The sequence below is a fragment of the Acidovorax delafieldii genome (assembly GCF_007993815.1).
In the GTDB taxonomy this organism is placed as follows: Bacteria; Pseudomonadota; Gammaproteobacteria; order Burkholderiales; family Burkholderiaceae_C; genus Acidovorax; species Acidovorax delafieldii.
This window is the reverse complement of record NZ_VJWE01000014.1, coordinates 409432-422994: the sequence shown is the minus strand read 5'-3', so window position 1 is coordinate 422994 and position 13563 is coordinate 409432. Positions and strand designations below refer to the sequence as shown.

10 protein-coding genes are annotated in these 13563 nt (G+C 65.2%); 6 read left to right on the top strand and 4 right to left on the bottom strand.

The window, feature by feature from the left end; genetic code table 11:
* From ATF69_RS15915 to ATF69_RS15905, 3 genes are all read left to right on the top strand, one after another.
* A partial coding sequence (locus ATF69_RS15915; RefSeq protein ID WP_146871563.1) for an EAL domain-containing protein occupies nucleotides 1–600 on the top strand: 600 nt, incomplete at its 5' end.
* Nucleotides 601–645: 45 nt separating this feature from the next.
* Entirely contained in the window at nucleotides 646–5514 is a 4869-nt protein-coding gene (locus ATF69_RS15910; protein ID WP_146871562.1) for a PAS domain S-box protein, read from the top strand.
* A gap of 24 nt (nucleotides 5515–5538) precedes the next feature.
* Nucleotides 5539–6669, top strand: coding sequence for a response regulator (locus ATF69_RS15905; protein WP_146871561.1), 1131 nt, complete (start codon nucleotides 5539–5541; stop codon nucleotides 6667–6669).
* A gap of 200 nt (nucleotides 6670–6869) precedes the next feature.
* Here the strand turns inward: ATF69_RS15905 and ATF69_RS15895 are convergent, their stop codons facing one another.
* Nucleotides 6870–7823 (bottom strand): inositol monophosphatase family protein, encoded by a 954-nt coding sequence (locus ATF69_RS15895; protein ID WP_146871559.1) that lies wholly within the window; start codon nucleotides 7821–7823, stop codon nucleotides 6870–6872.
* 175 nt (nucleotides 7824–7998) lie between these two features.
* Between ATF69_RS15895 and ATF69_RS15890 the strand changes: the two genes are divergently transcribed.
* On the top strand, nucleotides 7999–8811 hold the full coding sequence (locus ATF69_RS15890) for an RNA methyltransferase (RefSeq protein ID WP_108499436.1): 813 nt from the start codon (nucleotides 7999–8001) through the stop codon (nucleotides 8809–8811).
* Nucleotides 8812–8847: 36 nt separating this feature from the next.
* Nucleotides 8848–9630 (top strand): serine O-acetyltransferase, encoded by a 783-nt coding sequence (gene cysE / locus ATF69_RS15885; RefSeq protein ID WP_146871558.1) that lies wholly within the window; start codon nucleotides 8848–8850, stop codon nucleotides 9628–9630.
* Between the two features lie 32 nt (nucleotides 9631–9662).
* Here the strand turns inward: cysE and ATF69_RS15880 are convergent, their stop codons facing one another.
* The 3 genes from ATF69_RS15880 to yjgA form a co-directional block, all read right to left on the bottom strand.
* Nucleotides 9663–10718, bottom strand: a complete 1056-nt coding sequence (locus ATF69_RS15880) for a hypothetical protein (protein ID WP_146871557.1) — start codon at nucleotides 10716–10718, stop codon at nucleotides 9663–9665.
* Nucleotides 10719–10781: 63 nt separating this feature from the next.
* Complete coding sequence (gene mog / locus ATF69_RS15875) at nucleotides 10782–11381, bottom strand: molybdopterin adenylyltransferase (RefSeq protein ID WP_146871556.1); 600 nt, start codon at nucleotides 11379–11381, stop codon at nucleotides 10782–10784.
* Nucleotides 11374–12045, bottom strand: coding sequence for a ribosome biogenesis factor YjgA (yjgA, locus tag ATF69_RS15870; protein WP_146871555.1), 672 nt, complete (start codon nucleotides 12043–12045; stop codon nucleotides 11374–11376). The genes mog and yjgA overlap by 8 nt, the downstream gene beginning before the upstream one ends.
* 64 nt (nucleotides 12046–12109) lie before the next feature.
* On the opposite strand from yjgA, the gene pmbA reads away from it, so the two are divergent.
* On the top strand, nucleotides 12110–13552 hold the full coding sequence (gene pmbA, locus ATF69_RS15865; protein ID WP_146871554.1) for a metalloprotease PmbA: 1443 nt from the start codon (nucleotides 12110–12112) through the stop codon (nucleotides 13550–13552).
* Nucleotides 13553–13563: the final 11 nt, after the last annotated feature.

Sequence of the window (13563 nt, the reverse complement as noted above, 5' to 3'; positions counted from 1 at the left end):
GCAGAACAGACCGGCCTCATCCTCCCGCTGGGCCAATACGTGCTCCAGACCGCCTGCGAACAACTGCAGCGCTGGAGCCAGCACCCAGACACCGCCCACCTGTCCATCTCCGTCAACGTCAGCGCCCGCCAATTCCGGCAACCCGGCTTCGTGGCCGAAGTGCTGCAAACCTTGAAGAACCACAACGCAGACCCCCGGCAACTCAAGCTCGAACTCACCGAAAGCCTGCTGCTGGGCGACATCGAAGACACCATCGCGCGCATGGTGCAGCTCAAGAGCGAAGGCGTGGGGTTTGCGCTCGATGACTTCGGCACCGGCTATTCGTGCCTGTGTTACCTCAAGCGCCTGCCGCTGGACCAGGTGAAGATCGACCAGAGCTTCGTGCGGGACGTGCTGACGGACCCGAACGACGCGGCGATTGTTCGGACGATCCTGGCGCTGGCCAAGAGCCTGGATTTGGAGGTGGTGGCGGAGGGGGTGGAGACGACGGGGCAGCTGTCGTTCCTGAGGCTGCACGGGTGCGAGGGGTTCCAGGGGTATCTGTTTGGAAGGCCGGGGCCGGCGGAGGCTATCGATGCATTGCTGTATCCCGCTGGTTGACGGTACGTCTGCGGTGTGGCTGGCCTGCGTGGCAAGGGCGTAGGCATGTGGTTTGACAAGCTTGTGGACCGTAACGCCCCCGGCATCCGTGGCCTGCTGGTGGTGGTGGCCCTGGCATTGATCGCCGCAGTGCTGGTGGTGCAGGGTGCACAGCACTGGCGAGCGGGCGAGCGGGCGACCGAGCGTTCACGCGTGTTGCACCAGACGGCAGATGCCCTGCAAGCCCAGACCACTGGCGGCTCCATGCTCGGTGCGGTATCGCTGATGGGCCTGAGCGAGCCTTTGCTCAAGGATATGGCGCTGGGCCGTTTGCCCCCTGACCACCCCGAGGCACTGTCCCGCCTGGCCGTGGCGCGCGGGCGCTTTCTGGTGCAAGGCGTGTACGTAATGTCTGCCGATGGCACCGTGGTAGCGCACGAGACCCCTGGCGAACGATCCACGGGGCTGAACCTTGCATTCCGCCCGTACTTCCAGCAGGCCATCCAGGGCGCCAACAGTGTGTATGCCGCCATTGGCAGCAATACCCAGGAGCGTGGGCTGTACTACGCAGCGCCACTCTATGAAAGCGACACGCCATCGAGCAGCATCATCGGCGTGGTGATGTTCAAGGTGGGTTTTGAGCCGGTGGACCTGCTGCTCAAGCGCGCGGGCTTGCCCATGGTGCTGCTGTCGCCGCAGGGCGTGGCGTTTGCCGCCACGCGCCCCGAATGGCAGTTCGCGGTAGCGCCGCCGCTCACGCAGGCGCGTATCGATGCCATCCGCGCCACACGCCAGTTCGGCCGGCATTTCGACAATGGCGTGGCTTCGGCGTTGCCCTTTGCGGCCGATACCGGAGATGTCCAGATCAACGGCGTGACCTACGCTGTCGAACGCCGGGCCATTGACTGGCACGACCCGGGGGGCGAGTGGCAGCTGGTGGCGCTGGACGATATCAGCGCCTTGATGTCGTCGACGCAGCGCGCGCGCATTGGGGCGGTGGCCTTTGTGCTGCTGTGCCTTCTGGGCCTGCTGCTGCTGGACTTGCTGCGCAGCCGTGCCCGGGTGGCCAGTGCACTGGAGCGATTCAGGGTGCTGGGTACGGCGCTGGAGAGCAGCCCGGTGTCCGTGGTCATCACCGATGGCGACGGCCGTATCGACTGGGTCAACCCCCAGTACGAGCGCAACACGGGCTATTCGCTGGACGAGGTGCGTGGCAAAAAGCCATCGCTGGTGGCCAGCGGACAAACGCCCGCGCAGACCTACCAGCTGATGTGGTCCGCGCTGCTGTCGGGCAAGTCCTGGCAGGGCCAGTTCGTCAACCGGCGCAAGGACGGGAGCATCTACCACGACGAGGCCACGCTATCGCCCGTGTTTGATGGGCGGGGCAAGCGCATCGGCATCGTGGGCCTTCACGAGGACGTGTCCGAACGCATCCAGGCGCAAAAGGAGCTGGAGCGTCGAGAACGCCTGCTCAACGAGCTGCTGGAACAGCAAACTGCCATCTTCGACAACGCACCGCCCATCGTGATGGTGTGCGACGGGCAGTTCCGCCAGTTCAACCCGGCGTTTGTGGATCTCATGGGCGGCACCGCATCACAGCTGCTGGGTCTGGGGGTGTCGGTGCTGTTTGGCGGGACGGGCCATGCCGACCTGTTCACTGCCCGCGTCACGCCGGCACTGGCCTCGGGCCAGGCCTTGCGCGAGACCGCTACCCTGTGCAGGCTGGATGGCAGCCAGTTCGAGGCGCGCCTGGCGGGCCGCAGCGTGAAGATGGACGACTTCGGCACCGCCTCGATCTGGGTCATTGAAGATGTCAGCGAGCAGCGGCGTGCCGAGCGCGTGATCCAGCAGGCCCAGGAACGCCTGGAGCTGGCGCAGGAAGCGGGCAAGATCGGGGTGTTCGACCTGAACCTGGTTACCGGCGAGATCCTCTGGTCGGACAAGCTGGCCCAGATGATGGGCCTGCCCCCTGGAACCCAGCCCGATGGCCGCGACTTCTGGCTCAACTGCCTGCACCCGGAAGACCGCGACCAGGCAAGCGCTTATTTCGACAGTTGCCTTGCAGGCACCGAGGACTACCTGCGCGACTCCTGGCGCATCGTGCGCCCCGATGGCGAGGTGCGCTGGTTTCTGGAGGCCGCGCGCATTTTCCGCAACGCCCAGGGCCAGCCGGTGCGGGTGGTGGGCGTCAATGTGGACATCCACGACCAGAAGCTCCTGGAGGAGCAGGTGGCCGGGCAGCTCGATTTCCAGCAGGCGTTGATCGACGCCATCCCGGTGCCCCTTTTCTACAAGGGCGCGGACGGGCGCTACATCGGCGTGAACCGCGCTTATGAGCACGCCTTTGGCGTTTCGCGCGAGGCGCTCATCGGCAAGACAGTGATGGATCTGGACTATCTGCCGCAGGAGACCCGCACGCGCTTCGAGCAGGACGCGATACAGGCCATGGAGGGCGAGCGCAAGGTGCACCGCGAGGTCGATTTGCCTTATGCCGACGGCGAGCTGCACCATACGCTGTTCTGGCTGCATGGCTTTGCGCGCCCCGATGGCACACCCGGCGGCACCATTGGTACGTTCGTGGACATCACCGACCGCCAGCGTGCTGAACAGGAGCTGCGCCGTGCCAAGGAGTTGGCCGAGGAGTCCACCGCGCTCAAGTCCAACTTCCTGGCCAACATGAGCCACGAGATCCGCACGCCCATGAACGCGATCATCGGCATGTCGCACCTGGCACTCAAGTCGGGCCTGAGTCCACGCCAGCACGATTACGTGAGCAAGATCCAGCAGGCAGGCCAGCACCTGCTGGGGGTCATCAACGACATCCTGGACTTCTCCAAGATCGAGGCGGGCAAGCTGGTGGTGGAGCGTCAGCCGTTCCTGCTCGACCGCATGCTGGAGAGCGTGTCCGATGTGGTGGGCTACAAGGCCGGTGCCAAGGGGCTGGAGCTGGTCTGCGATGTAGCCAGCGATGTGCCCCCTAACCTCGTGGGCGATGCGCTGCGTCTGGGCCAGATCCTCATCAACTACGCCAACAACGCCATCAAGTTCACCGAATCCGGAGAGATCAGCATTGCCGTGCGCTTGCTGGAGGAGATGGGCAACCAGGTCCGGCTGCGTTTCGAGGTGCGCGACACCGGCATCGGGCTCACGGACGAGCAGATGGGGCGCTTGTTCCAGAGCTTCCAGCAAGCCGACACCTCGACCACGCGCCGTTATGGTGGCACGGGCCTGGGGCTGGCGATCTGCAAGAGCCTGGCAGAGCTGATGGGCGGAGAGGTGGGCGTGGAGAGCCGTTTCGGCAAGGGCTCCACCTTCTGGGTGTCGGTGCCGCTGGAGCGTGGTGCAGCGGCGCGTGTGCTGCTACCTCCGCCCGACCTGCGGGGCACCCGGGTGCTGGTGGTGGACGACAACCATACAGCTGCCACGGTGCTGTCCGACATGCTGCAGGCGATGGGCTTTGTGGTGGAGCAGGCGCATTCGGGCCTGGAGGCGCTGGACCGGCTGCGCGAGTCCATGGCACAGCACCAGCCGTTTGGCCTGTTGCTGCTGGACTGGCACATGCCAGGCATGGACGGCGTGGAGCTGGCGGGCCACATTCGCAGCCTGGGCATGCCCAAGGTGCCGCAGATGCTGATGGTCACGGCCTACGGGCGCGAAGACGTGATGCGGGCCGCGCGTGCGCAGGGCATCGAAACCGTGCTCATCAAGCCCGTGAATGCCTCGCTGCTGTTCGACACCCTGATGCAGCCGCTGGAGGCATCGGGCACGGAGGGGCGCCGTGCGGCCACTCCCGCCCCCGCTGCCGACGAGCTGCCGCTGGACATCCGGGGCGCCAGCGTGCTGCTGGTCGAGGACAACGAACTCAACCAGATGGTGGCCATGGAGCTGCTGCTGGAAGCGGGCTTTGCCGTCGACGTGGCCGAGAACGGGCAGATCGCCATCGACCACATCGAGCGCAAGCACTACGACGCCGTGCTGATGGACATGCAGATGCCCATCATGGATGGCGAGACGGCCACACGACTGCTGCGCGGCCACCCGCGCTACGCGCAGTTGCCCATCATCGCCATGACGGCCAACGCCATGGAGGCGGACCGCCAGCGCTGCTTTGCGGCGGGCATGAACGACCATGTTGCCAAGCCCATCGAACCTGCGGCCCTGTGGGCCGCGCTGGCACGCTGGATCCGCCCCCGTCAGGGTCTCGGTGCGGCGGTTGTGCCCGCTCGCAGCAGTGCGGCTCCAGTGGCCGCGCCGGTAGCGGCCACCAGTGCTGCGGCCGCAGGGTGGCTGCCGGTGGATGTCCCTGATCTGCCGGGGCTGGACACCCAACTGGGCCTGCAGCGCGCGCTGGGCAAGACAGGGTTGTACGCCGAGATGCTGCGCCGCTTTGTGCAAGGGCAGGCTCCGGTGTTGCCGGAGCTGCAGCGTGCGCTGGCGGTGCACGATGTCGCACTGGCCGAGCGCCTGGCCCACACGCTGCGGTCGGTGGCAGCCAACATTGGCGCACAGGCCGTGTCAGACCGCGCACAGGCGCTGGAGCATGCGCTGCGCTTTCGCCATGGCAACGAGGCCATCGTGCCGCTGCTGGCTGAGCTGCGGGCTGCGCTGCAGCCCTTGCTGCACGGGCTGCAGGACTGGGTGCTGCAGGCCGTGCAGGCGGGCACAACACCTGAATCAGGTTTGGCGCCCCCTGCGAGGGCGCCAGGAGCCGGCATGACGCCCGCCGAGGCAGGGCGGCATTTGCGCCGCCTGCTGGAGCAGGACGATCCTGCAGCCACTGAATTTTTCCAACACAATGGTGTGGTGCTCAAGGCGGCGCTGGGTAGCGCCTTCCAGGTCGTTGAAAAGCACACCCTGAATTTCGATTTCGAGCAGGCGCTGGAAGCCCTGGCTGCGGTGCCAGGCTCTGAATCCCCGGCCCTCGAAACCCCCTGAACGGCATTCACGCAGGACATTTGCATGGACAACGCGCCTTTTGCCTCCAGCCCGGCGACCTTGGTTGACAAGCCGATTGCCACCGTGCTCGTGGTGGACGACACGCCCGAGAACCTCACGCTCATGGGCAGCCTGCTGCGCGAGCACTATGTGGTGAAGGTGGCCAACCATGGGGAGAAGGCCCTCAAGATTGCCCAGTCGGCCACGCCGCCCGATCTGATCCTGCTGGACATCATGATGCCCGAGGTGGATGGCTACGAGGTCTGTCGTCGCCTCAAGGAGGCGCCTGCCACCCGCGACATCCCGGTGATCTTCCTGACGGCGCGTTCCGACACCGACGACGAGCGCATGGGACTGGCCCTGGGTGCTGTGGACTACATCACCAAACCCATCAGTCCGCCGATACTGCTCGCGCGCGTCAACACGCACCTGGCGCTCAAGGCCACGGCCGATTTTCTGCGCGACAAAAGCGCCTACCTGGAACGGGAGGTCGCCATGCGCACGCTGGAGGTGCAGGCCATCCAGGACGTGACCATCATGGCCATGACCTCCCTGGCCGAAACGCGCGACAACGAGACCGGCAACCACATCCGCCGCACCCAGTTGTATGTGAAGACCCTGGCCGAGCGCCTGCGCCACCACCCGCGTTTTGAGCATGTGCTGAACGACCGCATGATTGAGCTGCTGTACAAGTCGGCCCCGTTGCACGACATCGGCAAGATCGGCATCCCCGACAGCATTCTGCTCAAGCCCGGCAAGCTCACGGTGGAGGAGTTCGAGGTGATGAAGACCCACACCACGCTGGGCCGCAATGCCATTGACGAGGCCGAGCGGCGCCTGGGCATGCGCGTGGCCTTTTTGAGCGTGTCCAAGGAGATCGCCTACAGCCACCAGGAGAAGTGGGACGGCTCTGGCTACCCGCAGGGCCTGGCGGGCGACACCATCCCGGTGTCGGCGCGCCTGATGGCGGTGGCCGACGTGTACGACGCGCTCATCAGCAAACGCGTGTACAAGCCTGCGTTTTCGCACGACCAGGCCTGTAACACCATCGTGCGGGGCAAGGGCACGCACTTTGACCCCGACATGGTGGACGCGTTTGTGGACATTGCAGAAGACTTCCGCAGCATCGCGCAGAAATATCCCGACCCGGCGTAGCGGACAACCCCCTGAGCGACTTCGTCGCTTCCCCCTTCTCTCGCATTGCTGCGCAATGCGGGAAGGGGAACGCAGCCAGCGCGGCGGGGCGGCCCTTGCGCGGCTGCCCTCGTGTATGCCCCGCCCGCTGAACGGTCCAGCTACGAGACCCGCCTAGGGCACATCGTGCCCAGGCTTCATGGCTGCGTGCGGGAATGGGTTTAGAACGGCGCGTCTTCGCCCTTGGCGGTGTCGGCCTTCGGGGCGGCTGGTTCTGCTGCTTCCGCGCCTTCATTGGTGTCTTGGGTGTCGGTGGCAGGCGCATCAGCCGCAGCCGCCTGGCGCACGGCCGCCTTGTCGCCAGCACTCGCAAACTTGCTGTACTTGCCCAGGATGGGCACCAGCTGGCCGTAGATGCGGGGGTTGCCTGCCAGGCATTCCCGCTGCTCCAGAAATTCAGCCTCGCCCGTGAAGTTGCCCACCAGGCCGCCGGCCTCGGTCACCAGCAGCGAGCCCGCTGCCACGTCCCAGATCGACAGGCCCGTTTCAAAGAAGCCGTCGGTGAAGCCCGCAGCCACGTAGGCCAGGTCCAGCGCAGCGGCGCCGGGGCGGCGCAGGCCGGCGGTGCGCTGCATCACGTCGGCCATCATGTTCAGGTAGCTCTTGAAGTTGTCGCCCGGGCGGAAGGGGAAGCCGGTGGAGATCAGGCAGTCCTTGAGCTGGGTGCGCTTGGAGACGCGGATGCGGCGCTCGTTGAGGTAGGCGCCGCGGCCCTTGGTGGCGGTGAACAGGTCGTTGCGGGTGGGGTCGTACACGACAGCCTGCTCGACCTTGCCCTTGACGGCCAGCGCGATGCTCACGCAGTACACAGGGAAGCCGTGGATGAAGTTGGTGGTGCCGTCCAGTGGGTCGATGATCCACACAAATTCCGAATCCTTGGCGCCGTATTCCTTGCCCGACTCTTCAGCCAGGATGCCGTGGCCGGGGTAGGCCGTCAGCAGCGTCTCGATGATGATCTTTTCGGAGGCGTGATCCACCTCGGTCACAAAGTCGTTGATCTGCTTTTGCGAGATCCGCACCGATTCCACGTCCAGGGCCGCGCGGTTGATGATGGCGCCGGCGGCGCGTGCGGCCTTGATGGCCACGTTGAGCATGGGGTGCAGATTGGACGACATAAATTGTGGTGGTTGGCAGCGCGCGGCCAAGATGGCGCGGGCGTCTGCGTACAGGATGAGCGGGGAGGTCCGACCCGTCCCGGCGATGCGGGCGGCGACAATAGAGGGCGGGATTTTACCCGCAGTGCCCTTTTTTGCCTAACCGGCCGCTTTCCCCCTCTCGCTCCGCCTGTCCATGAAGACCCGTTTTGTCCTGATCAACACCAGCCACGCCGGCAATGTGGGCGCCGCCGCCCGTGCCATGAAAACCATGGGGTTTGACGACCTGGTGCTGGTCGCTCCCCGCTGGGCTAACGTGCTCAGGCGCGAGGAAACCATCCAGCGCGCCAGCGGCGCCCTCGATGTGCTGAACAACGCACGCATCGTCGCCACGCTGGACGAGGCGCTCGACGGTATCAGCCACCTGTGCGCTACGGCCATGACGCCACGCGATTTTGGCCCCCCTACAGCAGCGCCGCGTGCGCACTTTGAAGCGCTATTAAAAAGTGAGCTACTCAGGCATGAAGTACTGGCGCTAGAGGCCAAAAACCCTCAAAACGCAGGCGACGACACCGCTGCAGACCCGAGTGCGGCCCCGCAGGCCGGTGTGGCCTTTCTCTTTGGCTCGGAGCGGTTTGGCATGACCAACGAGGATGTGTACCGCTGCCACGTGGCGCTGTCGATTCCCACCAACCCCGGCTTCGGCTCGCTCAACCTGGGGGCGGCCATCCAGGTGATCGCCTACGAGTGGCGCCAGGCGCTGGGCGGCTTTGCGGTGCAGGACGCCACCCCACCGCGTGCGTTGGCCGACGCTGCCCAGGTGGCGGGCATGCTGGGCCATTGGGAGCAGGCGCTCACATCCATCGGTTTCCTGGACCCGGCCGCGCCCAAGAAGCTCATGCCCCGCCTTAACCAGCTTTTCAACCGCGCGCAGCTCAGCCCCGAGGAAATCCACATCTTGAGAGGTGTCGCCAAAGCCATGATCGAGACGGCGCAGGCGAAACGATAGACTGTGCAGCCCATTTACAAATAACCATAACAACCAATGCTCGCCCGCTTGCGCTCCGATATCCAGTGCATCCTCGACCGCGATCCTGCCGCGCGCAGCACGTGGGAGGTGATCACCTGTTATCCGGGCCTGCATGCGATCTGGCTGCACCGCCCCGCGCACTGGTGCTGGCACCACGGCCTGAAGTGGCTGGGGCGGTTCATCTCGCACTTTGCGCGCTGGTTCACCGGCATCGAGATTCATCCCGGCGCCAAGATCGGCGAGCGCGTGTTCTTCGACCACGCCATGGGCGTGGTGGTGGGCGAAACCGCCGAGATCGGCGATGGCTGCACCATCTATCAGGGCGTGACCCTGGGCGGTACCTCGCTCTACAAGGGCACCAAGCGCCACCCCACGCTGGGCAAAGATGTGGTGGTGAGTGCCGGCGCCAAGGTGCTGGGCGGCTTTGAAGTGGGCGACGGCGCCAAGATCGGCAGCAATGCCGTGGTGATCAAACCCGTGCCCGCTGGCGCCACGGCCGTGGGCATCCCGGCACGCATCATCCGGTCCAAGGAAGGCCAGAGCGCCGACGTGACCGAACCCCAGCCATCGCGCAAATTCACCGCCTACGGCATCACGCAGGAGGACGATCCGCTCTCGCAGGCCATGCGTGGGCTGATCGACAACGCCTCGTCACAAGAGCACCAGATCGCGCTCTTGTGGCAGGCGATCGAAAAGCTCTCTGCCGCCAACCTGCAGGCCAAGGACTGCGTGCCCTGTGACGCGGCGATCAAGGAGCAGTTCGAGGCGGGCAAGCTCAACGAGCTGGTGGGCAAGTAGGCTTCCTGCCGTTGCGTGGGGGCACTGCGGGCTCAGTGCTTGCCAGTCTTGCTGCTCTTCTTTTCGTAGAAAGCCACGATGGGCGGATCAAACTTTGCGTGGTCCAGTTGCCACAGCCCCAGCGGTCCGTGCATCAGCGGAATGCGGTGTTCGCTGCCATCGGGCCATTGCTCCCAATAGTCCCGCATGCGCGGAAACTTCAGTGGCGGCAGGCCGTGCGTGGTGTCGATGGGCTCCAGCCGATAGGTGCCCGACAGGCGGTATGCGTGGTCTTCTGACACTGAGCCTGCCAGCATTTGGTCTACCCGCTTGAGCACGGGCAGGGCAGCCCCGGCCGATACGGTGCCCAGCATCAAGGCCAGCGCCATCGATTCGCGCGAGGGGATGCGCCCTGCAGCGAAGAACCGGTAGCACAGTGCCACCAACGTTGCGATGCCCACCGACGCCACCAGCCAGGTCAGGGGCGAGCGCAGGATGCTGAAGAGCTGCGCATCCGTCAGCTCGTAGCCGGAGAACACAAAGCTGTCGAGCAGCGCAAACAGCATCAGGCCCAGGAACAGCACCGTCGCGCCCAGGCTGCGAGGGTTCTTCTCCAGTGCGAAATCGTGTGTGTTCTCTTCGTCCAGCGGATAGTCGGGAAACGCCGAGCGGAAGATGTCGCACAAGGCCTCGCGCGACGGCCCGGCGCTCCAGCCGGTATCGGCGGTGAACAGCACCTGGCCTTTGGGGGTGTCCAGCCGAGCCCAGTGGATGTTGCCCGTCTTGATGGATTGGTTGCCCAGCCACTCGACCTTCAGCCCCGATTTGGGCACCAACGACTCGAAAGCCTTGCCCGTCTTGGCCCAATGCCCCCGGATGCGGAATGCTTCTCCATCGTCGATCAGCACGCCCTTGGCTTCGAAAGCCATAAGCCGCATCCAGCGTCCAAAAAATGCGGGGCGGGCCAGGTTGATGCGCCAGTAGTGCCTGCCCTTGAGGTCCTTCACCAAAGCATCCTGGCGCTGTTTCATGGCGCGTATGCGCACATACATCCACAAAGCCAGGGCGACTATCAGCAGATGGGGGAGGGCGAAGGCAAGGTACTTCATCGTCTGTGTGATGGGCGATGGGGGGAGCTTTCGCCCGTGGGCCAGCGCTGGCCTGCAGGCGGTTCAGGCGGTCTTGGGCCGGACAGCGTTTTTGGGCCGGAACGCCTTGCAGACCTTATCCCGCGTTTCCAGGTACGGCCCGCCGATCAGGTCCACACAGTAAGGCACGGCGGCGAAGATGCCCGGCACGATCTGCTGGCCGTTGGCGTCCTTCAGCCCCTCCAGCGTTTCGGCAATCGCCTTCGGCTGACCAGGCAGATTAATGATCAGGCTCTGGTCTCGGATCACAGCGACCTGGCGCGAGAGGATGGCGGTAGGCACAAACTTCAGGCTGATCTGGCGCATCTGCTCGCCAAAGCCCGGCATTTCCTTGTGCGCCACGGCCAGCGTGGCCTCGGGCGTCACGTCGCGCAGCGCGGGGCCGGTGCCGCCGGTGGTCAGCACCAAGCTGCAGCCAGCGTCCACCAGCTCGATCAGCGTGGCGCTGATGCCGGCCTGCTCGTCGGGGATCAGGCGCGACTCGAAGGTGATGTGGTTGTGCAGCGCAAGCGTCAGCCAGTCCTGCAAGGCAGGCAGGCCCTTGTCTTCATAGACGCCGCTACTGGCGCGGTCGCTGATGGAGACGATGCCGATCTTGACGGCGTCGTGGACGGCTTCACTCATCGTCGTTGTCCTCGTCGGTGTCGCTGGCATCTGCCGTGCCGGTGCCGCCCAGGTGCTCGCGCACCAGTTGGAACAGCTCGCGGTATGCCCGGCCCTTGCGGGGCGCCAGGCCTTGCGAGATTTGGACGTTGGCCTCCTTGCCCGCAGGCTGCGCATCCTTGCGGGCCTGGCGAATCAGCGCGCGCAGCTGCTGGGTGTCGGTGTCGGGGTGCTCGGCCATCCACGCGGCCAGCGTGTCGTCGTCTGCAATCAGGCGGTCGCGCCATTGCTCGGCCAGATGCAGCTGCAGCTTTTCGGTGGCAGAGCCCTTGTGCTGCTCTTCCAGCGCCTGGCGGGCGGCCTGCACCAGTTCGGGCTCCAGCTTGCGCATGAGCTTGCCCACATATTGCATCTGGCGGCGCTTGCCTTCAAAGTTGGTGATGCGCTTGGCCTCGGCCAGCGCCTCCACCAGTTTGTCGGGCAGGCCCACGGCGTCGAACAGGTCGGCGCGCAGGTTCAAAAGCTCCTTGCCCAGGTCCTGCAGTTCGTCGCTCTCGCGCTTGAGATCGGTGCGGCTGGCATCGGGCGTGCCTTTGAGTTCGGCCTTGAGCTGAATGTCCAGTTCGCTGCCTTCGGCAACGAACTGGCCTCGCACAAAGTAGCCTTTTTTGGGTTTGCGTGACATGGGGTGGGGGCAAAGAGAGGCGGGCGCAGGGTGCGCCGCAGTGGCAAGTATCATAGCTGCCGCTATGAACAAACCCTCCAACCGCGCCCCGCGCACCCCCGGCGCGCTGGCTGCTGTACCCGCAGCTGCCACCTCCCGCACCCCTGACAGCGGCTTCAGCTACAGCCGCCCGTTTTTTGAAGACCTGGTGGACCGCGCCCTGGCCCATGCCAAAAAGCTCGGTGCGACCGACGCGGGCGCCGAGGCGTCCGAGGGCTGTGGCCTGTCGGTCAGCGTGCGCAAGGGTGAGCTGGAGAACGTGGAGCGTAACCGTGACAAGTCGCTGGGCGTGACGGTCTACATCGGCCACCGCCGAGGCAACGCCAGCACGTCGGACTTTTCTACCCAGGCCATCGAGCAGACCGTGCAAGCGGCCTATGACATCGCCCGCTTCACGGCCGAAGACCCTGTGGCTGGCCTGCCCGATGCCGACGATATCGCGCCCCAGGAGACGCACCGCGACCTGCAACTCTTCCACCCCTGGGCCATCACCAGCGAAGAAGCCGCAGAGATGGCCAAGGCCTGTGAGGCCGCGGCTTTCAAGACGCATCGCCGCATCACCAACAGCGAAGGTGCTGGCGTGTCGGCCCAGCAAAGCCATTTCTTCAGCGCTCACACACGCGGCTTTCGCGGTGGCTATGCCAGCTCGCGCCACAGTTTCTCGGTGGCCCCCATCGCCTCGTTGCCCGGCAAGAACGCCGAAATGCAGCGCGACGCCTGGTACAGCTCGATGCGCAACGCAGCCGACCTGGCCTCGCCCGAGGCCGTGGGCCGCTACGCCGCGCAGCGTGCGCTGAGCCGCCTGGGCAGCCGCAAGATCCCTACCACGCAATGCCCCGTGCTGTTTGAATCGACCCTGGCCGCTGGCCTGCTGGGCGGTTTTGTGCAGGCCATCAGTGGCGGCTCGCTGTACCGCAAGAGCAGCTTCTTGCTCGACTCGCTGGGCAAGATGGTTTTTCCCAAGCACATCGACATCCTGGAAGACCCCTTCATCCTGGGTGGCAAAGGCAGCTCGCCGTTTGACGAAGAAGGCGTGCGCGTGGCGCCGCGCAAGGTGGTGCAGGGTGGTCGCGTGCAGGGCTACTTCCTGTCGAGCTACTCGGCCCGCAAGCTGGGCATGAAGACCACGGGCAACGCCGGAGGCTCGCACAACCTGGTGATGACATCGCGCCTCACGCAAGCCAGCGACAGCCTGGACGCCATGCTGCAAAAGCTGGGCACGGGCCTGTTTGTGGTGGAGCTGATGGGCCAGGGCGTGAACTACGTCACGGGCGACTATTCGCGCGGCGCGAGCGGCTTCTGGGTCGAGAACGGCAAGATCGCCTACCCAGTGCACGAGATCACCATTGCAGGCAACCTCAAGGACATGCTCAAGGGCATCGAGGCCGTGGGTGCCGATGCCTACAACTATGGTGCCAAGACGGTGGGTTCGATCCTGGTCAACCGCATGAAGGTGGCGGGCAGCTGATCTTCGTGCCC